The sequence below is a fragment of the Chthoniobacterales bacterium genome (genome assembly GCA_036569045.1).
Taxonomy (GTDB): Bacteria; Verrucomicrobiota; Verrucomicrobiia; order Chthoniobacterales; family JAATET01; genus JAATET01.
Map to the genome: position 1 here is coordinate 59554 of DATCRI010000009.1, position 23696 is coordinate 83249.

The 23696-nt window shown below is 60.9% G+C and carries 21 protein-coding genes and 1 tRNA gene; 7 read left to right on the forward strand and 15 right to left on the reverse strand.

Annotation, left to right across the window (positions count from 1 at the left end):
- Positions 1 to 273: 273 nt before the first annotated feature.
- Positions 274 to 1629, forward strand: a complete 1356-nt coding sequence (locus VIM61_02160; GenBank protein HEY8899204.1) for a hypothetical protein — start codon at positions 274 to 276, stop codon at positions 1627 to 1629.
- A 114-nt stretch (positions 1630 to 1743) separates the two neighbouring features.
- On the opposite strand, the gene VIM61_02165 is transcribed toward VIM61_02160, so the two are convergent.
- Together VIM61_02165 and VIM61_02170 are read right to left on the reverse strand one after the other, a co-directional pair.
- On the reverse strand, positions 1744 to 3144 hold the full coding sequence (locus tag VIM61_02165) for an outer membrane beta-barrel protein (GenBank protein ID HEY8899205.1): 1401 nt from the start codon (positions 3142 to 3144) through the stop codon (positions 1744 to 1746).
- Positions 3145 to 3213: 69 nt separating this feature from the next.
- Positions 3214 to 3867, reverse strand: coding sequence for a toxin-antitoxin system YwqK family antitoxin (locus VIM61_02170; GenBank protein ID HEY8899206.1), 654 nt, complete (start codon positions 3865 to 3867; stop codon positions 3214 to 3216).
- 426 nt (positions 3868 to 4293) lie between these two features.
- On the opposite strand from VIM61_02170, the gene VIM61_02175 reads away from it, so the two are divergent.
- Positions 4294 to 5016: a hypothetical protein gene (locus tag VIM61_02175; GenBank protein ID HEY8899207.1), complete on the forward strand. Its 723-nt coding sequence runs from the start codon at positions 4294 to 4296 to the stop codon at positions 5014 to 5016.
- A gap of 146 nt (positions 5017 to 5162) precedes the next feature.
- Here the strand turns inward: VIM61_02175 and ppdK are convergent, their stop codons facing one another.
- The 3 genes from ppdK to rnr all read right to left on the reverse strand — a co-directional run bounded on the left by ppdK (position 5163) and on the right by rnr (position 10967).
- Positions 5163 to 7910, reverse strand: coding sequence for a pyruvate, phosphate dikinase (gene ppdK, locus VIM61_02180; GenBank protein HEY8899208.1), 2748 nt, complete (start codon positions 7908 to 7910; stop codon positions 5163 to 5165).
- 219 nt (positions 7911 to 8129) lie between these two features.
- Complete coding sequence (locus VIM61_02185) at positions 8130 to 8345, reverse strand: DNA-binding protein (protein ID HEY8899209.1); 216 nt, start codon at positions 8343 to 8345, stop codon at positions 8130 to 8132.
- Between the two features lie 87 nt (positions 8346 to 8432).
- Positions 8433 to 10967, reverse strand: a complete 2535-nt coding sequence (gene rnr, locus VIM61_02190; protein ID HEY8899210.1) for a ribonuclease R — start codon at positions 10965 to 10967, stop codon at positions 8433 to 8435.
- Between the two features lie 94 nt (positions 10968 to 11061).
- On the opposite strand from rnr, the gene VIM61_02195 reads away from it, so the two are divergent.
- Both VIM61_02195 and VIM61_02200 read left to right on the forward strand, forming a co-directional pair.
- The gene (locus VIM61_02195; protein ID HEY8899211.1) at positions 11062 to 11628 is read left to right on the forward strand and encodes a type II secretion system protein; all 567 of its coding nucleotides are present in this window, start codon (positions 11062 to 11064) and stop codon (positions 11626 to 11628) included.
- A gap of 22 nt (positions 11629 to 11650) precedes the next feature.
- A tRNA-Gly gene (locus tag VIM61_02200) sits at positions 11651 to 11721 on the forward strand.
- A gap of 395 nt (positions 11722 to 12116) precedes the next feature.
- Here VIM61_02200 and VIM61_02205 read toward each other — a convergent pair.
- The 5 genes from VIM61_02205 to VIM61_02225 form a co-directional block, all read right to left on the reverse strand.
- Positions 12117 to 12581: a hypothetical protein gene (locus tag VIM61_02205; protein ID HEY8899212.1), complete on the reverse strand. Its 465-nt coding sequence runs from the start codon at positions 12579 to 12581 to the stop codon at positions 12117 to 12119.
- 404 nt (positions 12582 to 12985) lie between these two features.
- A complete protein-coding gene (locus VIM61_02210) occupies positions 12986 to 13372 on the reverse strand; it encodes a hypothetical protein (GenBank protein HEY8899213.1) in 387 nt (128 codons plus the stop codon).
- Positions 13369 to 13791 (reverse strand): hypothetical protein, encoded by a 423-nt coding sequence (locus VIM61_02215; GenBank protein HEY8899214.1) that lies wholly within the window; start codon positions 13789 to 13791, stop codon positions 13369 to 13371. The genes VIM61_02210 and VIM61_02215 overlap by 4 nt, the downstream gene beginning before the upstream one ends.
- A complete protein-coding gene (locus VIM61_02220; GenBank protein HEY8899215.1) occupies positions 13788 to 15071 on the reverse strand; it encodes a hypothetical protein in 1284 nt (427 codons plus the stop codon). Before VIM61_02220 ends, VIM61_02215 begins: the two co-directional genes overlap by 4 nt.
- The gene (locus tag VIM61_02225; GenBank protein ID HEY8899216.1) at positions 15068 to 15304 is read right to left on the reverse strand and encodes a hypothetical protein; all 237 of its coding nucleotides are present in this window, start codon (positions 15302 to 15304) and stop codon (positions 15068 to 15070) included. Before VIM61_02225 ends, VIM61_02220 begins: the two co-directional genes overlap by 4 nt.
- 74 nt (positions 15305 to 15378) lie before the next feature.
- On the opposite strand from VIM61_02225, the gene VIM61_02230 reads away from it, so the two are divergent.
- The gene (locus VIM61_02230; GenBank protein HEY8899217.1) at positions 15379 to 16086 is read left to right on the forward strand and encodes a hypothetical protein; all 708 of its coding nucleotides are present in this window, start codon (positions 15379 to 15381) and stop codon (positions 16084 to 16086) included.
- Between the two features lie 101 nt (positions 16087 to 16187).
- On the opposite strand, the gene VIM61_02235 is transcribed toward VIM61_02230, so the two are convergent.
- The 4 genes from VIM61_02235 to VIM61_02250 all read right to left on the reverse strand — a co-directional run bounded on the left by VIM61_02235 (position 16188) and on the right by VIM61_02250 (position 18642).
- A complete protein-coding gene (locus VIM61_02235) occupies positions 16188 to 16547 on the reverse strand; it encodes a response regulator (GenBank protein HEY8899218.1) in 360 nt (119 codons plus the stop codon).
- Complete coding sequence (locus VIM61_02240; GenBank protein HEY8899219.1) at positions 16544 to 17461, reverse strand: PEP-CTERM sorting domain-containing protein; 918 nt, start codon at positions 17459 to 17461, stop codon at positions 16544 to 16546. Before VIM61_02240 ends, VIM61_02235 begins: the two co-directional genes overlap by 4 nt.
- A 280-nt stretch (positions 17462 to 17741) precedes the next feature.
- Entirely contained in the window at positions 17742 to 18113 is a 372-nt protein-coding gene (locus VIM61_02245) for a superinfection immunity protein (protein HEY8899220.1), read from the reverse strand.
- Positions 18114 to 18174: 61 nt separating this feature from the next.
- Complete coding sequence (locus VIM61_02250) at positions 18175 to 18642, reverse strand: hypothetical protein (protein ID HEY8899221.1); 468 nt, start codon at positions 18640 to 18642, stop codon at positions 18175 to 18177.
- 93 nt (positions 18643 to 18735) lie between these two features.
- On the opposite strand from VIM61_02250, the gene VIM61_02255 reads away from it, so the two are divergent.
- Complete coding sequence (locus tag VIM61_02255) at positions 18736 to 18981, forward strand: helix-turn-helix transcriptional regulator (protein ID HEY8899222.1); 246 nt, start codon at positions 18736 to 18738, stop codon at positions 18979 to 18981.
- 167 nt (positions 18982 to 19148) lie between these two features.
- Positions 19149 to 19430 (forward strand): helix-turn-helix transcriptional regulator, encoded by a 282-nt coding sequence (locus tag VIM61_02260; GenBank protein ID HEY8899223.1) that lies wholly within the window; start codon positions 19149 to 19151, stop codon positions 19428 to 19430.
- A 68-nt stretch (positions 19431 to 19498) separates the two neighbouring features.
- On the opposite strand, the gene VIM61_02265 is transcribed toward VIM61_02260, so the two are convergent.
- Entirely contained in the window at positions 19499 to 23692 is a 4194-nt protein-coding gene (locus VIM61_02265) for a DUF3883 domain-containing protein (GenBank protein HEY8899224.1), read from the reverse strand.
- Positions 23693 to 23696 lie beyond the last annotated feature (4 nt).

Below are 23696 nucleotides of genomic sequence, written 5' to 3' on the forward strand. Positions count from 1 at the left end.
GGAGGGGATGCAAGGGATGGTCTGAAGAGAGATGAGCCGCGTGGCACGAAGGAATGCGACTGGGATGGAGGAGACGCAGGGCAAGCTCGTGAGCCTTGGCGGCGCAGTTGAAAAGGAAGAGTTGAAGTTGAAGAGACGCGAAAAGACCGTCGGGCTCCGCATGGTCCCTTGCATCCCTTTGATCCCGGTAAACTTTTTGAGCAACAAGTCGGTTTCGAAAAGTGATCGTCCAACTTCTGACGCTCCATCTGATACCTGAACCTGCCCCTGACTTTGATCTTCAACTTCCAGCTTCAACGGACGGCCGCGGCGATCGCCGCGGCTGTCCTGGCCTTCGCGGGCTGCGAACGGCGAGCGACTCCGAAGGAGGAGTTCCTGCTCGGCGTGGCTGCGCCGTGGAGTGCCGAGACGATGGCGGCGGCCCGGGTGGCGCAGGCGGACACTTTGCGCGGAGATGTCGCCTGGTCGGGAGTCGAGACGAGCCCCGGGAAGTTCGCGCTGTCCGAAGAGATGCGGGCGGTTCCGAGAAAGGCTTCCGGGGAGGGGATCGCCCCTCTCGGAATCCTTGCCTACGGAAATCGCTTCCACGACCGCGGACTTTATCCGTCCACGCCGGAGGGGCGCGCCGCATACGCCGACTTTGCGGGATTTGCGGTGGGGCAGTTGAAGGATGCGGTTTCCCTCTGGGAGGTCTGGAACGAATGGAATCTTGCGATCGGCATGCCGGCGGGAACCGCGCCGGGATCTCCCGAGGAATACGTGGCCTTGCTGCGCGAAACCTACGAAAGGCTGAAACCGGCGTTCCCTTCGAAGGTTTTTCTCGGCGGCTCGGTGGCGGGCATTGGGCGCAAGGATGACTGGACGCGCCGCGCCTGCGAGGCGGGTTTGCTCCGGCATCTGGATGGATTTTCGTTCCACCCGTATGTGTATTGGATGTCGCCGGAGCGTCGAGTGCCCGAGCGTGGCCTGCTCGAACTGGTCGGAGAACTCGAGGGCCTGCTTGCGAAATATCCCGGCGGCGCGGCCGTGCCGCTGTATGTGACGGAGCTGGGATGGCCGACGCACGACGGAACGGAGGGGGTGACCCTCGACCAGCAGGCAAAGTATCTCTCCCGGGCCATCCTGTTGCTGCGAGCGGACCCCCGGATTCGCGGGCTGTGGATTTACACCCTGCGAGACGGTGATGGACCATTCACCGATCGGGAAAGCCACTTCGGCCTCGAGTTTGCCGATGGCTCGCCGAAGCCGGCGTGGTTTGCGTTCCGGGACACGGCTGCGCTGGTCCGAACGATGCAATCCTGCCGGCGCATCGAGTTCGAGGGTTACGAGGACGATCTTGCGGGCGTCGAATTCGTCGATGCCACGGGGCGACGCTCCCTGGCGATCTGGGCGATCGACGAGGGAGCGGTTCTGCAGGTGGATCTACGCCTGACTGCCCGCCCCTGGCAGTCGGCGATCCGGACGCGAATTCCGGGCCTGGGAGCGGGGCCTCGGCTCCCGATTCGACGCGATTCCAAGGACGGAAGCCGTCAGCTTTCGGTGACGGTGAGCGATCGTCCGCAGGTGCTCGAGGACGTCGGCGCTCTTCAAGAGGTCGAGTGGGTGGATACCGTGCGGCCGGCGGACTGAAAGTTTAAGGGGAAAGTTTGAAGTTGAAGCTGGCGGAGGATCGTTCCTCCGCTTTTTTTGTGCCCGAATGCTTCAACTTAAACTCTCAACGTCAACGAGCCGGCCGATGGCCGGCTAGAATTGGACGTTGATGCCGGTGCCGAGGAAATTCGAATCGTATTCGTAGGCCGAGATATCAGAAATGCGCTGGTTGCGCACGTAGGTCACGTAGACGCTGCAACGCTGCTGCCAGAACAGGTAGCCGACACGCACGTTGAAGACGATGTAGGTGTCGGTGCGGGCGCCGACTCCCTGGTAGTCGTAAACCTGATAGGAGCCGGTGAGGTCGAGCTGGATGCGGCTCCAGATGCGCTTCTGGTAGGACGCGGAAATGGCGGTCTGGATGTAGGTTTCCCCGTTCGAGGTGCCTCCCGTCGAAACGTTGCGGGCCAGGTCGAGGGCGATGGAACTGGTGTTGTCGATCGTGTAGGTGGCTCCGAGCGAGAAAACCGGGCTGGTGAAGTCGCCGTCGTCGGAGGAGTTGCTGTTGCCCTCGGTGCGCTGGATGCCGACCGAGCCCTCGAATTGAAGCTTGTGAGTCGTGTCGTAGGTGAAGCCAAGATTCACCGACTGGAATGGCTGTTCGCCGCCGCTCTCGAAATACGAAACGCCAGCCGTCGGCCCCAGGGTGAGGCGCAGTTTCTTGCTGAATTGGTAGCCGAGCGCCGGCGCGATGCTCACGGTGGTCGTCGCGGTATTCGGAATCTCTGGATAGTCCTGATAACTGCCGGCGGCGATCACCTGCAGGAATGTTTTCGTCGAGAGGGCGTAGCTGGCTTTGATGTTCAGCGAAGTCGTGTTGTATTGCTGACGCCCGATGTCCGTCGGCGTCGGATTTGTCGTGGTGACGTAGCTGAAGGCGCCATCGAGAACGAGACGGCGAAACGTGTAGCGCCCGGCGATCGTCAAATTCTCGTTCGTCGCGTTCTGCGCGGGATTCTCCGCAAAAAACAGGAACGACGGCGTGTAGCGCAGATAAAAGTAGTTTTGCTGCTCGCTGAGCGGCACGAGCTGCCGCGGTCGGGGATACTCACCGATGCCGGCTTCGATCGTCGGGGAGATGGTCGAGACATAGTCGCCGACTTTTGGGAAATTCGTGCCGAAGATGTTGTCGTTGTAGCCGACGTTCAGATCGAGGTCGAAGCGGAGCTGGAGGGGGCCGACGCGCATCCGCAGGCCCTGCATCTGGAACCACGATGACGTGTCGGAAAAATCCGGCAGGTTCCAGCCCTGGTCGACTGGCACGCCGAGCGTGCTCTCGTCCGGCTCGAGGATGAAGGGCGGAAGCGGCTTGGGCGGTGGGGTGGGTTCCGGAGTGGGGGTGGCTGTCGTCGTGCTACCGTCCTCTGCGATAGACGAATCCTCGGCGCGAACGCCGGGCGCGGCGGGAGCGGTCCAGGTCGGTTGCTCGGGAAGTTCCTCTTCCTCCTGGGCGCGCGCAAGCGTCAGCGTGAGGCCGCCGATCGCGCTTCCCACGAGGAGGACGCGACCGATCGAACGACAGGAACGGGAGGGGACTCGCAAGAGAACCGGAGACGCAACGGCTTACTTCGTCAGCTGGACGCCCTTGTCGTATTTGATCGCCTTCGACTCGCCGGTCAGCTCGTCGTAGAAGGTCCATTCGCCGTCCATCAGGCCGTCCTTGTAAACGCCGACGGAGCTGGGCTTGCCGCTCTCGAAAAATTCCTCCCATTTGCCAACCATCGAGCCGTTCTTGAATTCGCCGAAGTTCAGGAGCTGGCCGTTTTCGGACCAGTAAGTCCAGGCGCCGTCCTCGAGGTCGTTCTTGCGAAAGCCCTCGGAGGTCTTCTGACCATTCTCGGCGAATTCGATCCACCAGCCGGTGCGCTGGCCATCCGTGACCGTGCCGATCAGCTCCACGACGCCGTTGTCGTAGTGGGAGATCACCGGGCCGGTGAAGGGGGTCTTGGTGCCGGGCACCAGAAATTTGTCGGCATCCTCGTCGTAATCGAGCGCCCAGAGTTCCTGCGTTTTCGTGGCAGGTTTGGACGCCGCCTCGGCGGCGGGGGCGGGACTCGGTGTGGCGGAGACGTCGGGGGTTGCCGAAGGCGAAGGAGCGGGCGTCGCGGAGGCGGCCGGGGCAGGCGAAGGAGTGCCGGTGGCATCGGGTTCCGCGGCGGAGAGGGAGAGAGCTCCGCTGGCGAAGGTCACGAGGCAGAAAAAGAAGGGCGATTTCATCAAAAAAATGGCTGTTTCGGAGGGGCGGCCGGCTCCGGAACCACTCTCGTAAGAGCGGGCCTTTCCGGCGTCAACGATAAACGTCCCGCACTCCGCCCGGGCGATGGGAGGAAGGATCGCGAGGAAGTGACTCTGGTCGGGAAGGCATTCCTGTTCGGAATGCCGGGCGCCTGGCAGAGGGCTCGAGGGGCATTGGGAAGCAAAAGAACCGCAGGGAAAACCTGATCTTTCTGAACTGAGAGGAGGCCATGGGATGTTCTGCGGGGGCGTGGGCGGCAAAAATGTTGCAAAAACAGAATTGTTGGCCCCGGAGTTGCTGAATCACCCTGCAATCCTGTCTGCGCCCCGTCGCAGGCAGCTTCGTCGGGAGGGAACTGCCAGGTGAGGTCGCTGTTTCATTCGGGAACCCTAGAAAAACCAAAACAAATGATTAAGAAAGTATTCGCCGGTTTTGCGCTGGCAGTGGTGCTTGCTGGTTCGGCTGGAGCGCAGATCATCTCACAATGGAACTTTGACCCCAATCCTCCGGCAGATCTTACCGACTCCGCGACGATAACCGGAATTGCTGCGAGCATCGGCACTGGAACGGCCTCTGGAGTCCATGCTAGCGCTTTGACGGACTGGACTACTCCTGCTGGAAATGGGACGAGTGATTCTCTTAGTGCTACAAACTGGGGTGTAGGGGACTATTTTCAATTCACATTGTCGACTACTGGCTTCTCGGGAATTTATGTTGCTTGGTCTCAGACTGGCAGCAACACCGGCCCAAGAGACTTCAAACTCTCATATAGTTTGGATGGAACGTCGTTTGTCGACGTCAAGTCCTACTCAATTACTAACGATGGTTGGAATGGAACAACTTCTTATAAAGCTGCATCCCTGTATTCCGCAGATCTCAGTTCGATCTCCGAACTTAACAACGCGGCGACGGTGTATTTCCGTGTTATCGACACATCGACTACGGGTATTGGTGGATCGGCGGTCGCTACGGGAGGAACTGGGCGAATTGATCAGTTCACAGTCTCGCAAGGTTTCGTGGACATTACAGTCACACCTGTCCCCGAGCCGCATGAGTATGCGTTGGCGGTGGCGGGTCTTCTCGGTTTGGTCATTATCATGCGTCGCCGGAAGGCTGCGCAGGTTTTCTAAGCGGAGTTTAAGGGTCTTCGCTGCCCGCTCCGGATTCGTCCGGGGCGGGCTTTTTATTTGGTTTTGGAGGGCGCCGTTTCGCTGAGGCGGCGCTCTTTTCCGCGTTGAAGAGCCGACGCGGCTCTCTCATCATCTTTGGCCGGGACTTATTTTGCGCCTTTGGCCGGCTTCGCGGCGTGCTTTTCCTCGATGGCGGCCTGGGCGGCGGCGAGGCGGGCGACGGGGACGCGGTAGGGGCTGCAGCTCACGTAGTCGAGGCCGAGGCGGTGGCAGAATTTCACGCTGTCGGGGTCGCCGCCATGTTCGCCGCAGATGCCCATCTTCAGTTTCGGGCGGGTGGTGCGGCCTTTTTCGACGGCGATTTCCATCAGGCGGCCGACGCCGACGGTGTCGAGGGTGGCGAAGGGGTTCTTCTTGAAGATTTCCTGCTCGGTGTAGGGCAGGAGGAAGTTCCCCATGTCGTCGCGGCTGATGCCAAGAGCGGTCTGGGTGAGGTCGTTGGTGCCGAAGCTGAAGAATTCGGCGGTCCGGGCGATTTCGTCGGCGGTGAGCGCACCGCGGGGCACCTCGATCATCGTGCCGACGAGGTAGTCGAGCTTCACCTTCTTCTCGGCCTGCACGTCCTTCGCGACGCGGTGGACGATTTCCACCTGGAGGTCGAGTTCGCGCCTGAAGCCGACGAGGGGAATCATGATCTCGGGATGAACCTTGATCTTCTCCTTCGCGACGATGGCGGCGGCCTCGAAGATGGCGCGGACCTGCATCTCGGTGATCTCGGGGTAGGCGATGCCGAGGCGGCAGCCGCGGTGGCCGAGCATGGGGTTGAACTCGTGCAGAGTGTGGACGCGGGCCTGGATTTTCGCCACGGGGATGCCGGTCTTCTTCGAGAGGTCGGCCTGCTGTTCCTTGGTGTGGGGGAGAAACTCGTGCAGCGGGGGATCGAGCAGGCGAATCGTGGCGGGATGGCCCTGTAACGCGCGAAAGATGCCGGCGAAGTCCTCGCGCTGGTAGGGCAGGAGCTTCGCGAGCGCGGCGCGGCGGTTGCCGACGGTGCTGGCGAGGATCATCTCGCGCATGGCGTCGATCCGATCGCCCTCGAAGAACATGTGCTCCGTGCGGGTAAGGCCGATGCCGGTGGCGCCGAAGGCAAGGGCGTTCTCGGTCTGTTCGGGGGTGTCGGCATTCGTGCGCACCTCGAGCCGGGCGGCCTGCGCGCACCATTTCATGAGCTGCTGGAAGCCGCGGAATTTCTCGGTCTTCTGCGCGGCTTTGTTGCCGTTCAGCATGCCGGTGATGATTTCGGACGGCGCGGTGGCGAGCTGGCCGGCGTAAATGGTGCCGGTGGTGCCGTCGATGGAGAGGAAGTCGCCCTCGCGGAAGGTTTTTCCCGCAGCGCTGACGGTTTTTTCCACGTAGTCGATCACCAGCGCGCTGGCGCCGCAGATGCAGACCTTGCCCATCTGCCGGGCGACGAGGGCGGCGTGGGAACTGACCCCGCCGCGCGCGGTGAGGATGCCCTCGGCGGCGATCATTCCGCGAAGATCCTCGGGCGACGTCTCGTTGCGAACGAGGAGCACCTTTTCGCCGCGCTCGGCGGCCGCGGCGGCGCGGTCGGCGTTGAGGTAGATTTTGCCGGAGGCGGCGCCGGGGCCGGCGGGCAGGCCGGTCGCGATGGCGGTGGCCTTCTGGAGTTCGGCGGGATCGAAGATGGGCGCGAGGAGCTGGTCGAGCTGGTCGGCGGGATTGCGCAGGACGGCGGTCTCCCAGTCGATGAGCCCCTCCTTGAACATATCCATGGAAAACTTCAGCGCGGCGGCGGCGGTGCGTTTACCATTGCGCGTCTGGAGCATGAAGAGCTTGCCGTCCTGAATGGTGAACTCGATATCCTGCACGTCCTTGAAATGCTTCTCGAGCGTGGCGCGGACCTTCAGCAGCTCGGCGTAGGCTTTCGGCATGGCGGCCTTCAGACGGGCGACGGGCTCGGGCGTGCGCACACCGGCGACGACGTCCTCGCCCTGCGCGTTGATGAGGAATTCGCCGTAGAATTCATTGGCGCCGTTTGCGGGATTGCGCGTGAAGGCGACGCCGCTGCCGGATTTGCCGCCGGTGTTGCCGTAGACCATGGCCTGCACGTTGACGGCGGTGCCCCAGTCGCTCGGGATGCCGTATTTGCGACGATAGACGATGGCGCGGTCGTTCATCCACGAGCCGAAGACGGCGCCGGTCGCGCCGTGGAGCTGCTCCCACGGATCGTTCGGGAAATCCTTCTTCGTGCGCGTGCGGACGAGGCGCTTGAACCGGCGGACAAGCTCCTGCTGGTCCTCCGCGGTGAGGTCGCTATCGACGACGTCGTGGTGGTAGATCTCGTGCTTGTAGGCCTCGATGACGGTCTCGAAGGGCTCGTGGTCCTCGCCTTCGCGCTTCTGCACGCCGAGCACGACGTCGCCATACATCTGGATGAATCGGCGGTAGCAATCCCACGCGAAGCGCTCGTTCTTCGTCGCAGCGGCGAGGGCGACCACGGTCTCGTCGTTGAGGCCGAGGTTGAGGATCGTATCCATCATGCCGGGCATGGAATCCCGCGCGCCGGAGCGCACGGCGACGAGCAGCGGCAGAGCCTTCGCGTCGCCAAACTTGCAGCCCATGATGCGCTCCATGTTCGCGATGCCCTTCTCGATCTGCGACGGGAGCTCCGCCGGATAGGCGTGGCCGTGGTCGTAGAAATACGTGCAGACTTCGGTGGTGATCGTGAAGCCGGGAGGCACCGGCAGGCCGATGCGCGTCATTTCCGCGAGGTTGGCGCCCTTGCCGCCGAGGAGCGGCTTCATCCCGCCGTCGCCGTCGGCTTTGCCCGCCCCCCATTGGTAGACGTATTTGTGGGGTTTCGCGGGCACGGCGGAGGCTTTCGCCGTCTTTTTCGAGGGAGATTTGTTCATGGGGCTGGGAGGGAGGCGGAGCCGTCAGCATACCATGCAAGGACGGGAAGTTAAAGCACGCAGGAGCGGGCGTGGATCTGTTCCGACAGATCGCGGGCGGTCCGCGGAACGGACGGGCGTGAAAGCAGAACGGCCCGCAAAATTGCGGGCCGGGAGAAAGGCGGAAGAGGACTCGCCTCAGGCGGGCTGGGACTCGATGGAGGCCGCGCTGGCGACATCGTCGAAGTGGCGGACGAATTCCGCGAGGCCCGTGCTCGGAATGATGATGGAGTTCCGGCGACCGTGCGCTTCCTCGGTGATGCGGACAAATTTTCCGCGGTCGTTTTCGCGGTATTCGATGAAGAAGTGCTTGCGCTCGACCTGCAGGTCACGGGCCAGGATGATATTGTCCATTCCTTTTTGAGTTACAACTTATTGGCAGTGGGATTTCCAAATATCGCGAGGCTTTCCCTCGTCACAAGGGGAAATCTTCCGGCTAGGTCAAACCGCCTTGAAATCGACCTGCTGCTTGAACATGTCGACCTTGGCCACGATCACCTCGATCGTCTGCCCGGCCTCGTAAACGCGCTTCGTCTTGCGGCCGATGAACCTCCCGCGGGCGGCATCGTGCAGGTAAAAGTCGTCGTCGAGGGTGGAGACATGGACGAGGCCGGAAATCAGGAACTCGGGCAGCTCCACGAAGAGGCCGTAGTTGCGGACCTCGAGGATGAGGGCCGGGAACGGATGCCCCTCGCGCGAGGACGTCTGGCGCTGGAAATACTCGAGCTTCTTGAGCTTCGTCGATTCGCGTTCGGCGTCGGTGGCGACGCGCTCGGTCGTCGAGATGTGCTCGGCGAGCGAGGCGATCTCCGTGGAATTTGGGCCGGACTTCGTGAGGCCGAGGTGGCGTTCCAGCGAGCGATGGACGATGAGGTCGGCGTAGCGACGGATCGGGCTGGTGAAGTGCGTGTAATTTTCCTTCGCGAGGCCGTAGTGACCGAGCGGAGCGGGGCCGTAGGTCGCGCGCTTGAGGCTCTTCAGCAGGCCGATCTTGAGCGCGTTCTCGAACGACTGGCCGCGGGTCGCGGCGAGGAGTCGCACGAGGTTGTCGCGATTCGTGAGATCGCCCACGCGGAGACCGTGGGCCACGGCCGTTTCGCGATATTCGGCGAGCTTGTCGGGATCCGGCTTCTCGTGGACGCGGTAGACGGTGGGCTGCCTGGCGAGGGTGAGCTCGCGGGCAACGCACTCGTTCGCGAAGAGCATCAGCTCCTCGATGAGCTGGTGCGAGATGTCGTTCTCGATACGCTCGAGGCGCACGGGCACGCCCTTGTCGTCGAGCCAGACCTTGACCTCGGGGAAGTCGAGCTCGAGCGAGCCTTTTGCGAACCGCTGTTTCCGCAGCAGCGAGGAAAGCTCCCAGGCCGTGTGCACGCGCCGGGAGACTTCGTCCGTCGGCGGCTTTTGCAGAATGGCGAAGGCCTCCTTGTAAGTGAGGCGCGCGGCGCTGCGGATGACGGATTTGCCAAAGCGCACGTTGTGCACCTTTCCGCTCGTGGAGACTTCCGCGAAGACCGAGAAGGCGAGGCGATCGACCTGCGGCTTCAGGCTGCAGATGCCGTTGCTCAGCGCCTCGGGCAGCATCGGGATGACGCGGTCGGCCAGGTAGACGCTGTTCCCGCGGCCCACGGCCTCGCGATCCAGCGACGTCTTCGGGCGCACGTAATGCGACACGTCGGCGATGTGCACACTCACGGACCAGCCGTTCTTCGTGCGCTGCACCTCGACGGCGTCGTCGAAGTCCTTCGCGTCGTCGGGATCGATCGTGATGATGAAGCGGTCCCGCAGGTCGATGCGGCGGGCCGCCTCTTCCGGCGGCACGGTCGGGGCGATGCGCTCCGCCTCCCGGACGACATCGTCGGGAAATTTTTCGGGCAGGTTGTATTTGCGGATGATCGAGAGGATGTCGACGCCGGGAGCGCCGGTGCGGCCGAGCACCTCGATGACGTGCCCCTCGGGATTCACGTGGCGCGACGGCCAGGCATCGAGCTTCGCGACGACCTTGTCGCCGGCGGAGGCGCGGAGGTCTGCCGCGGGGACGGGCACGTAGAGGTTGTGGACGAAACGCGGATCGTCCGCGACGACGTAGAAGAAGTTCTTCGACTTCTGCAGCGTGCCGACAATTTTTTCGTTCGCGCGCTTGAGGATGCGGATCACCCGGCCTTCGCGTCGCGGGGGAGTGCCCGGCGCGACCTTGCGCCACGGCTCCGACGAGCCCCCCTTGTTGATGCGGGCGACGACGACGTCGCCGTGCATGGCGGTCCACGTATTCTCCGCGCTCACGTAGAGGTCGGCCTCGCCCTGCTTTTCGTTCAGCACGTGGGCGGCGCCGCTGGCGTGGAATTGAATGACGCCAGTGAAGAGGTCGGCGTCCTGCGGAACGACGTAGCGATCCTTCCGGACGCGCGCGATCTCGCCGAGGTTTTCCATCTCGGAGAGCAGCTCGCGAAGTCGACGACGGTCGTCGGCGGGGAGGTTCAGGCGTTTGGAGATTTCGACCTTGTCCAGCGGCTGAGCGCGCACGAGCTCGACGATCTGTTCACGGAGCGAGCGGCCGGCGGAGGAGGGACGCGTGGGCTTGTCGCGATGCGGCCTGGGTGGCCGGGAATCCTGGGCCGGCCGGTCGAGGCGAGGGCGTGGCTTCTTTGGATCGCGACTCGGAGCCTGCCGGGATTTGCCGGGGGGACGCTGGGAGGGGGCGTCCTCGGGGGCCTTGCCGCGGTTGCGGCGAGGGCGCGGCTGCTCTGCGACGGGCTGGCGGGTTTCTTCCGGCGGACGCGCGGATTTCCCCTTGCGGCGACGACGTTTCTTGGAAGGGCCGGCGGTTTTCTCGGGAGACGGTTTCTCCGGGATCGGGCGGGATTTACCGCGGACGAGATCGACGAAGCGCTCGCGAAGAGACTTTTTGGGTTTCGAGGCGGGGGACGGTTTGGGGGCCGATCTGGACTTCCCTTTTCGGCGCTCGTTTTCTGGCACGGAGCGAGTTTCCCCGCCGGGTCCCGCGAATACAAGAAAATGCTTGCCTGCCGATGGAGGAACGCGACATTTACGCGTCTGCTTTTCTCGACTCATGATCTCCCCTAAACTCTCCTCCCGTCGCGGCTTTACCCTTATCGAATTGCTGGTCGTCATCGCGATTCTTGCGATCCTGATGACCCTCCTTTTCCCCGCGGTGCAGGGCGCGATGGAAACCGCGAAAAAGACTCAGGCCAAGAATGACGTCACGCAGATCGTGGCGGCGATCAATGCCTATGTCGCGGAATACGGCAAGATGCCCATTGCCGGTGGAGGCAACACCGATGTGGAGGGTGATGCAGGAAATTCGGAGGTGTTGTGGGAAGTTTTGAGCGGGCAAAACGTTAATGATCTAAACCCGAGAGAGCTTGTTTTTATGGAGGTCCCGAACGCGAAAAGTGGAAAAAATGGCCGCGTTGCCAATGGTAACCGTCAGACTGGGCAGTTTTTGGATTCTTGGAACAAGCCCTACAAGATCGCCATGGATGGCGATTACGACAATAAGGTAAGGGGACCTAATGGGTCCGATATCACGAAGACGGTGATCGCCTGGTCCCCCGGCACTCCGGTGAAGGGTTCTCCCAACACGGACGCCAAAAAGTTCATCAAGTCCTGGGAGTAGTCCCGGGACGTCCCAGCCTTACGCGGGTGTAGTTCAATGGTAGAACGGCAGCTTCCCAAGCTGCATACGAGGGTTCGATTCCCTTCACCCGCTCTCTTGATAATCAACGACTTACGTTGATTTTGCACCAAGACTGCACCAAGCAGCCCGTTTAACAGAGTAAAAGTGCTCTTTTCCTGAGGCTCTGGTGCGGCGTCAATCGGCATCCTGGAATTCCGGAAATCCATTTGGTTTTGGCCTGAGGTAAACGCGGTGGTTTGCGAGCGGGAGCCACTCGGCAATTTGAATTCCACGGCTCTTGCAGAGTGCGACTTGGGCGGGCTTGGGATGCCACTGGCAGGTGAGGGGTTGATCGAGAAATAATCGCGGTCCGCAGATCAGAACTTCCATGGCATAGCAGAGACGCAACTCGAGTCGACGACTCCATCGGCATATCTCGAAGAACTCGTGTGGGTGGTGGAAGAGCCAGCCCATTTGCCAAGACTCATTCATGGCGCGGGGCTGCGAAAGAGAAACGCCGCGCGGGTTTGGTTGATCGACTCCGCGTTCCTTCCATCGAAGAAGACGCGCTCGGTTCGGGACGTCAGGCAATTCTCGAAATCCTCAACAAGCAACCTCTCCACGGTCTGGGGAAGCGAGTCGTCCGCGACGGCGATGACGCCGGCGTGCCACAACTGCTCCATCAAAAACTCGGGACGTGAGCGGTCGGTGAGAAGTCCGAATGCCGTTCCCTCGAGCCAGGGACTGAGGACGAGATGAACACAGGTCGCCGCCTCGAGAAGGTGCGAATAGGGCTGCATCCCGGACTGCAAAAGACGTTCGAGTGAGGCGGCTTCCCACGGCTCGAGGACGCCTTGGTTGACCGCGGCAGAGAAGGATTCTCGGGCGTCGGAAATCGCCGAACCCGTATAGCGGGAACCGGTCGAGCGGCTGAGCTCCAGAATCGTCGCCACTCCCTCAACGATCCCTTGGATCGATTCGATCCGACCGAGTCCACCCATGCGAGCCAAGATGCACGCACAAGACAGGAGGCGGAGGGCGAGCGGATTGCGAAGGGTGAGAGGCGAATGGGCTTCGAGCCAAGTCGCGACGGCACAACTATCCCTCTCGAAATCGCGGAATGGCGCGACGTAAAACGAATCGGCCGTCAGCGCCAGGACCTCCTCCGCGCGACCACTGGGAGCGAGAATCTCCCGCACGCGGTCGACGGATTTTGCACCGAGGATCAAGGCTCCGGGACGCGACGAGGCTCCGAGAACAAGCGGAAGCAGGTGCGCAAAACCCGGCAGCGGAGCGTTCTTCGAACGGGATGCGGCGCGACGAAGCAGAACCTCAACAAAGTGGTGAAGATGAGCTTTCATTGGGGATGGCCGAGAGCGTGGGCGAAATCCCACATGGCGAGGTGAAATTTCCGGAACTCATCGCCGGAGATCGCGAGGATCGTTTCTGGATTCACGGAAAGCCCCTGAAAGGCCTTGCCCCAATGCTCCCAGCGGTCTTCGGCGACGTGATCCGGGCGGCTCATGCACGAAAGCGCATCGAGGGCTTCCTCGAAGGACTCGACGATTTCTGCCCGCGCGGTGGCGTGGAGTTCCTGCTGAGCCGCACCAAAATCGAGATAAAATCCCGGCAGGCGTCCATGCACCCGCCAGCGGAGCAGGCATTCGGCGACGGTGGCGACGCACGCTCCGCCGACCGTTTCGTCGGGGGGCACATAGCGGTGAGAGTCGGGTGGAAGTTTCATCGGGCAACGAGGCGGTAAAGTCCCCGACTGACCCGGACAATACGCGGATCATTGGGCCGGTTGAGGGTGTCGTGAACCTTGGCTGTGAGCGTGTCGCGGTCCTTGTGCGGACGCGTCCGCGCGATGGCCTCCACGATCTCCGCGCGGCTCATCGTCGGCCGCATGGAGAGGACGTCGTAGACCGCGGCGCGGAGCGAGCCGGGCCGTGGCGGACGCATGGGAGCAAGCGCCTGCGGCAGGCGCGGCGAAGAACTGACCGCTGCCCGAGCCGGCATGGAAACAATGGGCCGCGGCGCAGGGACACGGGGCGGCTCCACCATCGTGCGCGCGGCAATGAGTTCATCGATAGCCTGGCGCAGATGCTTGAGGGCGGCCGGATCGGCGTGAAGGAGAGAGGCGAGAGAGTCAGCGATTTTCATTGGTAGGAGAGGACGAGTTTTTCGAGGGGCGGAGTGAGGTCGTAGGGCAGCGGCATCGGCAGCCTCGTGGCGGACAGCGCGATGTCGGCCTGCAGGAACTTGCCTCGCTCGGCGCCAATCCAGAACAGGGTTTGCGAAGGCAATGTCGGCGCGAATGCCTGACCGTAGGTGTCCTGGCCGACGAGCGAACCGTTCACGAGAAAGTGCCCGTTTCCGACGGGCAGCTGCATGGAGATGTGTTTGTCCCCGATGACGAAGAGCTCCGGGATCTGGCCCTCCGGGCCGTGACGCAAGGCGGAGTGGTAAGCCTCGCGCTTGAAGCCTGCGACGCAATACTCGCCGCCCCGAAATTGATCCCCGTGCGAGACCTGGATGAGGGTGTTCTGGATCTCGATCAACTGGCGGGATGAATCGCGCAGATCGAAGGTGATGTGTTCGGTGTCCTCGAGAATGGACTCGAGTGCCGTATAGACGAGGCGGTCGAAATTGGACTCACGACCTACGGTCGGCATGCGGCGCTGGTTGGGCCAGCGGCCGTGGTTACCGGCGACGCCATGGACCACGATCTTCGGCGCCGGGAAACGCAAAAGCATCTGCGAGAGAGCTCGGATCGCGAGAGCAAACTGCTGGGCCAGGAGGATGGTGTCCTCCTTCTCGGCATGGTGGTCGAGAACACCCTCCAAGATGTCGCCGAGAAAAATGACCACGAGTTCCTCGATGGCCGGACCGCCGTCCAGAAGGCGGGTCACACGACCTTCCAGCTCATGGATGCGCGCAAGCGTGACGGCGGGATTGTAATGCGCCTGGCCCTCGGTTTCTTCGGGACGGCAAACCTTTCCGAAATGGGCGTCGCCGAAAAGAAGCACCGCGGAAGTGGGCTCATCGATCGCGCGGTCGATAACGAGGGGCGGCGGAGCGATGGGGGCCCTGGCCACACATTCCTGGAGCGTGGTTCGGACGACTTCGACCAAGCGATCCTCGAGCACACCCTCCATCGCCGCTTTCTGCTCCCGTTTCGTTTCGAGCCGACGCTCCCGCTCCGCGACGAGGCGCTCGGCTTCGCTGAGAGTCACAGCGTCGGGCTCCGGCTCTTCGGGCGGCAGCGCAGAAGGCGCCGGTTCAGAAAGTGTCTTCGAAGAGTAGCCTTTCGAAATCAATTTCCAGCGTACGGAATTCTCCGAACGGCCGAGTGCTTTTGCGATCTCGGCAATCGACCATCCCGCGGTGAAGAGCGCGAGCATGCGCTCGAATTCTTCTTCGGTCCAAAGACGCACGCTCATCGGCCTCCTCCATTGTCTTCGACCGCCACGGTGGCGGCTGCCCTCACCGCGGCGACGGCGATGGCCATGAAACGGTCGAGTTGAGTTTCGGAATCCTGCGCGGCGGAGAGCTGAACCATCTCGGAAAAGATGAGGCCGGCGGCGCGCAGGGCAGGCATCTCCGCGTCGAGCGGAGAGTCGGAAAGCTCCTCTTGGAGAAGCTGGAGAACGAGTCGGTGATTGGCGGTCAACATAGGTCTTCACCGGATATAGACGCAGCAAAACCGCCGTTGCCGCACGCGGCGCGGGATTTTTCCTGTTCGCGAAGATGGCGGGAGCCTCGGTGTCCCGATGTTCCCGCCCGCGCGGTGAGTTGATCGGAAGGGCCGGTGTGAAAAACAATCTCACACCAAGCTGTGCGCCGTCCTCGCAGGCGGCGCGGAACCATCAAAATCAAACAGGACTTTCCGCACTGCGGCGGATCATTGCTGGCGCGGGAAGCGGCCGAGACGAGGAGGACGCGTCTCTCCTGCTCCTTCGCCGCATTCGCTCGGAAGCCGGTGAACATTGCCGGATCGGCTGGGCCGATCGCGAGGACGTCGTGCAGACGGTGCTCTGCGATATGCATCACCGTCTCACCTGCGACGAGGGACTCAAAAGCCGTGTTGCGGGTCACTGCACCGACCGAGAGCTGATGCGCGCACTTCGAGCCCGCATCAGGCTTCGTCTGCGCTCGCGCACCGTGGACGCGATCCGCCGGATCAGCGTGCGGCTCGAAGTGCCGCTCGAAGACACGCCGCAGGAAAATTCACCGCCCCAGATTCCTGATCGCGAGGAAGTGCTGACGGCGCTCCGAACCTCTCCGAGGCTCAAGACCAGCTACGCGGCCGACCTACGGTATCTCCTCCACATGGTGGAGAATACGGCATCGGCCCGACAAACCGCGCGGGCCCACGTTGTGAATCCCTCGACGGTCGACCGTGCCGTCAAACGCACACGCCCGCTTCTGCGGGCCGAATTCGGGCTCGACGGGTGACCACGCCGTCACCGAAGGCGCGAGATCCGCCAATGAAAACACTTGGCGGCGGTCGTCGCCTCTTCAATGTTTCACACAACATGCGGTGGCGCGTGCGCCGTTTACCGCGGAAGCATCGAGATCACGTCTCTCGCCCGGTAAGGCTTGAACACAAACCTGTCAAATCCCTCTCCCAGAGCGTAGAGGCGAACGTTTTCCGAGACCACTCCCGTCACGGCGATGGCGAAGATCCACGGCTGCACGCGACGGATTATCTTAATCACGTCGATTCCGCTGCCGACCGGAAGGACGAGATCAACGACGGCGGCCTGAAAGCGAGCTTGTCGTAACGCCTCGATCGCTTGCTTTGCGTCTTCAATGGAGGTCACCCGATACCTGGCGCGGGCGAATTCAATCTCTAGGATGCGTCGGCACGGCGGGGAGTCTTCCACCACGAGAACGTGATGGGAGTCTGCGCTCACGGCGATTCCTGTTTTCGAGCGCGCCGAAGGACGAATACGCCGAGAACGATCGCTGTGGACAAGAGGGCGATCGCAGATGGCTCGGGGACTGCGGTGACGTAATACTGCTGACCGCCAGCGGTGAAAACGAAGTCGCCGGTCTCGCCCGCAACCGCGCCGCCGGTGATCGTGGGAAATCCCGAAGGATCGATCTGGTAAGTTGTCAGAAGATTCCGAAAGAACGTGTCATCGGATTGAAGGACGAGTCCCTCGGGCGCGATCGCAAGCCACGCGGATTGTTCGGTCAGGTCTTGGAGAACGCGAATGCCGTATGTTCCAGCGATGGAGCTCACCTCCCATCCGGCTGGCACGCTCCCGATTGAAAAGTAGATCGGAACTCCGCTTCCACCTGCCGGCACCCAGAACATGATCTCTGCCGGGTTCTCCATGGTCGCAGGCGTCTCGTAAAGCACCGTGCCATTGCCGACAAAGATCGATCCGAATTTGTCATTGTCCGGGAAAGGGAGCGTTCCTGAAGTCGCCGAGTGGAACTGATCGCCGCTTGGCGGAAAGCCCCAGTTCCCATTGACCGCCACTGATTGGCGATCCGGGGAGACAGCGAGAGTCAGTCCGCTCGAGCCCACGATCGTGAGTCCAGCAGCAGGACTGCTGCCCGGCACCCAATCGTAAATTGCCGTGGGGCTCGAAAAGTCAGCGCGCCTCGCGAAGAAGACGTGACCGCTCTCTGCGGTCAGATTGCTCGCGGCTCCGGAAGACGAACTGCCCAGGGTAATGGGGTTTGTGCTGCCATTTGAAAGACTGACTGCAGTGAGCGTCGTCGCTGATGTCATGTCGTTTTCCTTCGCGTAAACGCCCAGTCCGCCGTTGACGATCCGCAAAGTCCCGTAGGCCGGCAGAGTCGGCACGAGATTCACGGCACCGCCTGTCGGCGTCCAGACGGACAGGCTCTCGTTCCCGTCGCTGTCCCAGACATCTCCCGAGGCCGAGATGTTCCATCCGCCCGCCGGCAAGGTGTAGAGGGTTCCTTGGGGACCGGAGGGAGGCGGCGGGGTAGGCTGTGGTGTTTGGGCTTCGGCCCGGAAAATCCCCATCCCGATGACGAGGCTCAGGAAAAGTGCGCGTGTTCGGCTCATGATGAAAAGATCTGTTTTGCGAGTTCCGCGGCATTTCTTCGGAAATCGCGGAAGGCAGGCGTTAGGAAAGGAGACGCTTCTTCGCAGCCGTGAATTCGTCTTCCGAGATGAGGCCTTGGCCGCGAAGCGATGCGAGACGATCGAGTTCACTTGTGGTCGACGGCGCGGCGGGACCGTCGGTCGGCAGCACCGACCACACGAGCGCGATGAGCCAAGGAATGCCGGCAAGGAAGCCGAGGGCATTGGTGATCAAAATTCCCCAATAGTGCCGGCTCCCGCGGTAAGCTGCGATCGAGGTCGGCAGGAAATAGACAAAGAATCCCAGGCAGACCGCGAAAAGCGTCTGGATGAGCCAGAACGGATTCTGTCCCCCGTTCATTCCGCGGTTGTAGTTGAGCGGATCGTGCGCGCTGATCCATGCGCCCCATCCCATGATGCCCAAGAGGAGCGCGGAGGGAACCGCGGCCGGTAGAAAAGCGCGCAGGAGAGTCGAGTTAGAGAGTCTTGAAGTCGACATCGGCTGAATAGGCGCCTTGGCGCGCCGTGCCCTCGATAATGACCACTGCCGAATGGGTCGGCGAAGAGCTCGCCGCGGAGCGCAGTGACAACTTGAAGAGCAATCCCGCCGGCGCGCGGAGGTTCAACCGCCCAAGCCACCGATAGACTCCGGTGACCGGCTTGCCGGAAAATTCGTTGCGAACACCGGTCACTTTTCCGCGCAGCTGCGCGGATGGAGCATAGCCGCCTGCCACGTCGGACCACTCCAGAAGGAAACCTTTCACCCGCCCAGAAGCAGCGATCTGAATGTTCACAAATTTGAGGTCCTGATGCTCCCCCGAAAGGGTACGCAGGGTGAAGGAACCTTGATAGCGGCCTTTGAAGGGGCGTGCCGATGCGGCTTCGCTTGAATGAGGCGTCACAAGGAGCGCCAGGGTCAAAGAGAGGAGGGCGAAAAGTTTCATTGCAGCTAGCGGGTAGGTATTGCGTGTATTGTGAAAGACACAGCCTATAATGACATATGCCAATAAAGACAGAGGCTCATCTAGTCAAGGACCATGCGCAAGCGTGGTATTGTGGAGGACAAGCACGGAAAGCGGAATGCGCTTGGTCCCCGCCTCCAAGAATTGAGAAAAGCGGCGGGACTGAGCCAATCCAAGTTCGTCGAAAAGCTGCAGCTCCAAGCCAAGTGGGATTGCGACAAAGCAGTGCTTGCCAGTATCGAAAATGGACGCCGCTCGCTGACCGATTTGGAACTATTGGCCATTTTGAAGGTGCTGAAACTTCGCTGGGCCGATCTGTAGGTTGCGGGCGATTGGAACCCGACGCAGCCCTTGTCGGTCGGAAACGTTGCTCGGCCTCTCCGCTCTCTATTGACGAGGGGCGGCAGAAAAATATCTGAGCTTCGGCACTCATCATGAATGAGTTTTATCGCCTATAGGCGACAGATGTACAATCTGAATCGTCGCCCATGGGCGACGTATTGATAGTCATCGTTGCGGCCATGCCGCACGCTGTCGCGTCTCAATTGGACAGGGAGCTCTCCGAATTCCTGCGTCGCACCATGAAAACGAATGGTTGGAGCTACGCGGACCTTTCGAAAAGGGCAGGCGTGTCGAAAGCAATGCTACAGCGAATCGTGGAACTGGAACGCTTCGCAACCCTCAACCTGCTCGCGCGAATCTGCGCAAAACTCGAGGTCAATCTGTCAGAGGTTTTTCCAAAGTCGATCAGCCGAAGGCACAAGACTTAGCGAGATCACTCAAATAACTCAGAGGAAACATAACCCGACCGGAACGTAATAGATAGAAAGCGCAAATTCTAAACGAAGTTGCTCTCTTGAAGTCCGCCGGACATCTCAAATTCCACTGTGCCCGCAGCGACCTCGAGGTCTACCTCGACAACGGCGCGAACCCCTTTCGAATCCCCAAGCGGATCTTGCAGGATGGCGAGGCTGTAGTTTCCATCTCCCCGGTCGAACACGGAATAGATGTAGTAACGTCCCCGCTGAAGTTGAGCCGCGGTTAGTTCATTTCCCCGAAGGTCGACCTTAGAATTTCCTGAGGCGGTTCCCTTGACCTCAATGAATCGTGCGATAAGCCCATCATTCTTGACCGGGGAAGCGTTAAAGTTTGCGCGGTCCTCAACACTCGCAAAACTAATGATATCCACACCGGGTGCCTGCCAGCCCGTCACGTTGCTTACGAGGATGGGGAAACGCGCCGGCGAATCGTTTTCCTCGAACTCCATCGCCTTTTTCTCACAGAACGCCCAATTGGTTACACGCCGCGTTCCGGAAAGATTTCGCTGCCCACCGGTCTGCTTTCGGGTTACCCGACAACCGATCCGACTTCTTTCAATTGGCTCATGTTCGCGTTTTTCAATTTTGAGCGGCTGATCGCCGAGGGCAGGATCCTCTGGCGCTGGTGGCTGGATCGGCGGCAGCGTTGGTGGGGGATCCGGCTTGGAAGTATGAGGCTGTTTCGGTGGTTCGTCTGGAACTTTGATTTCTTGAGGCTCACGCGATGTCGTCGCGTTCAGGTAGCGGCGCTCTATTTCCGCTATCGTTGGCAAATCCTCCTCGCCGGCCAATCGGCGCAGGATTTTGACCCGGTTCTTGGGTTTGCATGCAATCAAGCGGGCAAACTCGTCGCCGCGCTCAACGCTGAAAATCGCAGCGAAGATCTGGCCGACCGCATCTGCGAGCAGGTCCGAGCGGAGTGGATCTGGTTCGCTTGGATCCGTCTGCACGTAGGCTGTCTTGCTGTTTTCGTCTAAAATCCAGTCCCAAGCGCCCAATTCGAGCGGTGACTGCTGCCCCTCGAACTCGACCTCGCCGGAAATCGACAAACACACTTGAATCGTCACAGACTTGAAGAGGTCAGTCTCCCGCGCAGATTGCGACCTGCTGCGCCGCAAAAAGAAGATCATTGGCTTGATACTCTGGATTTCGGCGTTGAACTGCTCCGCTCCCACGACCGGCTGATGGTCGGAAATCGTGCGCAGAATGTTCTTTCGATCAACGCTTCTGACACCAAAGAGGTCGAAAACCTTCTTTGAACCCGAGCGCTTTGGAAGGGCCGCGACGTTCAGATTTTTCAGCAGCGCCACTGGCACGTCTTCGGAATCGACATGCCACAGGTCGGATACTTTACAATAAGTCTCTACCTCCGCTTGCCGCGCCCACATTCTGCCCTGCCGACAGAATCTTTGTCGGGCCGGACTGTCGGTGACATCCGCGGAGGAAAAATGGTCGAGGACGGCGCGGTAAACCCCTCTTGCCCAGCGTCCCTGTCGATCACCCTCCCGTTCGGGGAGGGTCAGAAGCATTGAGTAAAGTTGATCGGGATCGATTTGGGTGAAGCTGGAAATCACGCCCGCCCGGTCGTGCGCATCGCGAATCAGCGCGCCGGGGAGGTCAAATTCTGCGAGTTGATCCTGTGTGGGCCTGGCTGGGGTTGGGAAGAGTTCCTCAAGCCCGTGAGCGACTTCGACGACACAGTCCATCGGTCGGGCAGGCGTCCCATCGCGAAGCGGCAACCACGTCGAACTCTGCAGCCTCCAGCGCACGTAGCTGGGAATGGGCCCTTCATAGTGGCGATGAACACTTGCGCGGTGAGGCCGGTTCTCGAGGCGACCGTGAGCCGTGGACGGGATTTTCCACGATTTTGCCCGCTCGTCGTGGGCAAGCCACGAGAGAATTGCGATCGGATTTCCTGTCGAAAGAATATCATTAAGTCCATCCACCGTCGCCAGCTTTGAAAAGCGGACCGAATTCAAACTTGTCGCACGTTCGATGACATCATCCTGCATGCGAATCGGAAAACTCAGGGAGGCCAGAACATATTCCCTAAAATCGTGGCCTGGTTCCGTCTCAATGTCTTCCCTTGGAAATTCAGCCACTCCCAACCACAGAAAGAATTGGTCATACGTCGGGCCAGATTCGTCGAATCCCAATGCACCCGGCTCTGCCAAAAGCCGCTCGGGAAAATTCCGATAAAGTCCCTCCAGAATTCGGCCCTTTGGGCCGTATCCCCCGCTGAGATAGACGGCTTTTGCCGAGCGAAACGTCCCGGCCTTCGTCAACAACTGCAAACCGGCATCAGCCGGAAACTTGGGACGCTCACCGGGAGACTGGTCCTCCGGATACAATGAATAAAGGACGCGCAGCAATTCCCTCCGGATGGTTGCCTCCTCGGCAGGCGTTTCGCTCACTCGTTGATTCGCACGCGCAACCAAGTGACTGAGCACGTTGTCGAGTGAATATCGAACGACCCCCAGGGGCGCGAGCCGCCCCACCAGCGCAATTTGGTCTCCCACGTTGAGCCGACTCTCCAGCGCTTTTCGGAGATTTTGGTCGAGAAAGCGCAGGTCCACCCATTCCGGGACATCGTGAAGACGCTCATTCGGACCGGATACAAAAACACGTCGGCCAGCAGGAACAGGACTTCCAAAACCATCGAGGAGCAGCGGAAGAGAAAACGCGGATTCTGCGGCGTGCTTCAGGGAGCCCACGATGAAATCCGCTCTCTCGTCAATGGTGTGGAATTCCAGCAACTCGCGAGCCTGCTGCCAGTGCTCTTCTTCGAGCGAAGGAACCTCAAGTTGTCCGAGCACTTCCTTGATTGAGCCGCCTTTGCGTGTATCGACCACTGTCGGAAAGGCCGTCGCGGGGAGCCAGGATGTATCTTCAAATGACGCGTGCAATGCCTCGTCCGCTCGAACGAGGTGGCCCGCGCGGACCGGAATGAGCGCCAGCTCACGCGCATGAGTCATCAGCATCTCCCGGAAGCCAATCTTCGAGAGCGCTTCGCCATGATGTGCCTTCGGAGACAATATCTCCAACCCGGAGCAGTCAGCCGCGGCTGCCGCCCGCTCCGCCGCACATTTCGCCAGCAAGTTTGCGAGCCGAGAAATGATGAACTCATTCGCCTTCGTTGGCTTGAACTGCTGGCGATTGGACAGCAGTTCCACCGTTGCGTGCGCGATTACGGCGTAGGGAAATCTGACCTCCGTCGGGAAATACGAGTATAGGAACCCAGCTTCAGAAGAGAGATTCGATGCCGTCGCGATCGCCACTTCGTAGTCGAGGGGCGGCGAATCCGGTGGCAGAAACTCAGCGGGAACGGATTTCATTTCCCGGCGGACATGCCAGGCGAGGATCGGCTCCTCACCACCGGAAATCGAGATACGAACGAGACCGTTTTCAACCGGCTGTTTCGTCCACGTGCGCTCCGGTTCTCCAGGAAGCGTGATCGAGATTTCGGAGAGTCCCGATGCGAAAAGCAAAACTTCCGGCCGCAGCTGTTCGATCTGAGCCTTGGCGTTTCGGAATCCTCCCTCACGGTCGTCGAACGGCATGGAGACGACAGTGTCGAAGCGGTCTCGTATTTTTCTGGCCGAGAGAAAAAGCAGCCGCTGCTCTTCTGAATCAAACAACGGCTCCAGATTTTGATCTCTTGGGCATACCGGAAAGGCGAGTAGCGGAAGCAGCAAACTCTCCTGTGTGCGCAGTTCCTGCAGGATCACTTGCGCGACATCGCCTCCACCCGTTACGAGATCATCCTGTTTCTGTCGCGCAAACTTGAAGGAATAGGCGAGTTGGAGATTTCCGCTCAGAATGCAGGGAAATCGAGACCAATTCAGAACCGCGCGGAATCCCAGTCCCTTGTTGCCAACAAACTTGGCACGGCGTTTCGGACTGAGGTGGGCGACACGCAGCGAGGCGACACCATCTCGCGAGAAAGGCTTTCCCGTATTTGCGACGAGAAGCCCCGTCTCGGTCAGTTCGATCCGAACACGGCCCTCGATTCCAGCGTCTGTCGCCGCATCACCCGCGTTCTGCAGCAACTCAAGCAGTTCGCGACCCGCGTAGTCGTTGGTCGCGCTTGCCTCCTGTCCGGCATCGGAAATGAGCCGCCTCGGGTTTCTTCGGTATTCCTCGCACGTTGCCTCTTCTTCAGCGGCAATCCAGTCTGACCATGTTTCGGCGGAGTCCTGGATCGTGTCAGCCATGATC

Excerpts from the sequence above, each read along its gene's own strand:
- VIM61_02185 (HEY8899209.1), bottom strand. The coding sequence starts at position 8,345 with ATGGACAATATCATCCTGGCCCGTGACCTGCAGGTCGAGCGCAAGCAC.
- VIM61_02210 (HEY8899213.1), bottom strand. The coding sequence starts at position 13,372 with ATGAAACTTCCACCCGACTCTCACCGCTATGTGCCCCCCGACGAAACG.
- VIM61_02220 (HEY8899215.1), bottom strand. The coding sequence starts at position 15,071 with ATGAGCGTGCGTCTTTGGACCGAAGAAGAATTCGAGCGCATGCTCGCG.
- VIM61_02255 (HEY8899222.1), top strand. The coding sequence starts at position 18,736 with ATGCGCAAGCGTGGTATTGTGGAGGACAAGCACGGAAAGCGGAATGCG.
- VIM61_02170 (HEY8899206.1), bottom strand. The coding sequence starts at position 3,867 with ATGAAATCGCCCTTCTTTTTCTGCCTCGTGACCTTCGCCAGCGGAGCT.
- VIM61_02215 (HEY8899214.1), bottom strand. The coding sequence starts at position 13,791 with ATGAAAATCGCTGACTCTCTCGCCTCTCTCCTTCACGCCGATCCGGCC.
- VIM61_02260 (HEY8899223.1), top strand. The coding sequence starts at position 19,149 with ATGGGCGACGTATTGATAGTCATCGTTGCGGCCATGCCGCACGCTGTC.
- VIM61_02175 (HEY8899207.1), top strand. The coding sequence starts at position 4,294 with ATGATTAAGAAAGTATTCGCCGGTTTTGCGCTGGCAGTGGTGCTTGCT.
- VIM61_02225 (HEY8899216.1), bottom strand. The coding sequence starts at position 15,304 with ATGTTGACCGCCAATCACCGACTCGTTCTCCAGCTTCTCCAAGAGGAG.
- VIM61_02230 (HEY8899217.1), top strand. The coding sequence starts at position 15,379 with ATGGCGGGAGCCTCGGTGTCCCGATGTTCCCGCCCGCGCGGTGAGTTG.
- VIM61_02195 (HEY8899211.1), top strand. The coding sequence starts at position 11,062 with ATGATCTCCCCTAAACTCTCCTCCCGTCGCGGCTTTACCCTTATCGAA.
- VIM61_02265 (HEY8899224.1), bottom strand. The coding sequence starts at position 23,692 with ATGGCTGACACGATCCAGGACTCCGCCGAAACATGGTCAGACTGGATT.
- VIM61_02245 (HEY8899220.1), bottom strand. The coding sequence starts at position 18,113 with ATGGGATGGGGCGCATGGATCAGCGCGCACGATCCGCTCAACTACAAC.
- VIM61_02250 (HEY8899221.1), bottom strand. The coding sequence starts at position 18,642 with ATGAAACTTTTCGCCCTCCTCTCTTTGACCCTGGCGCTCCTTGTGACG.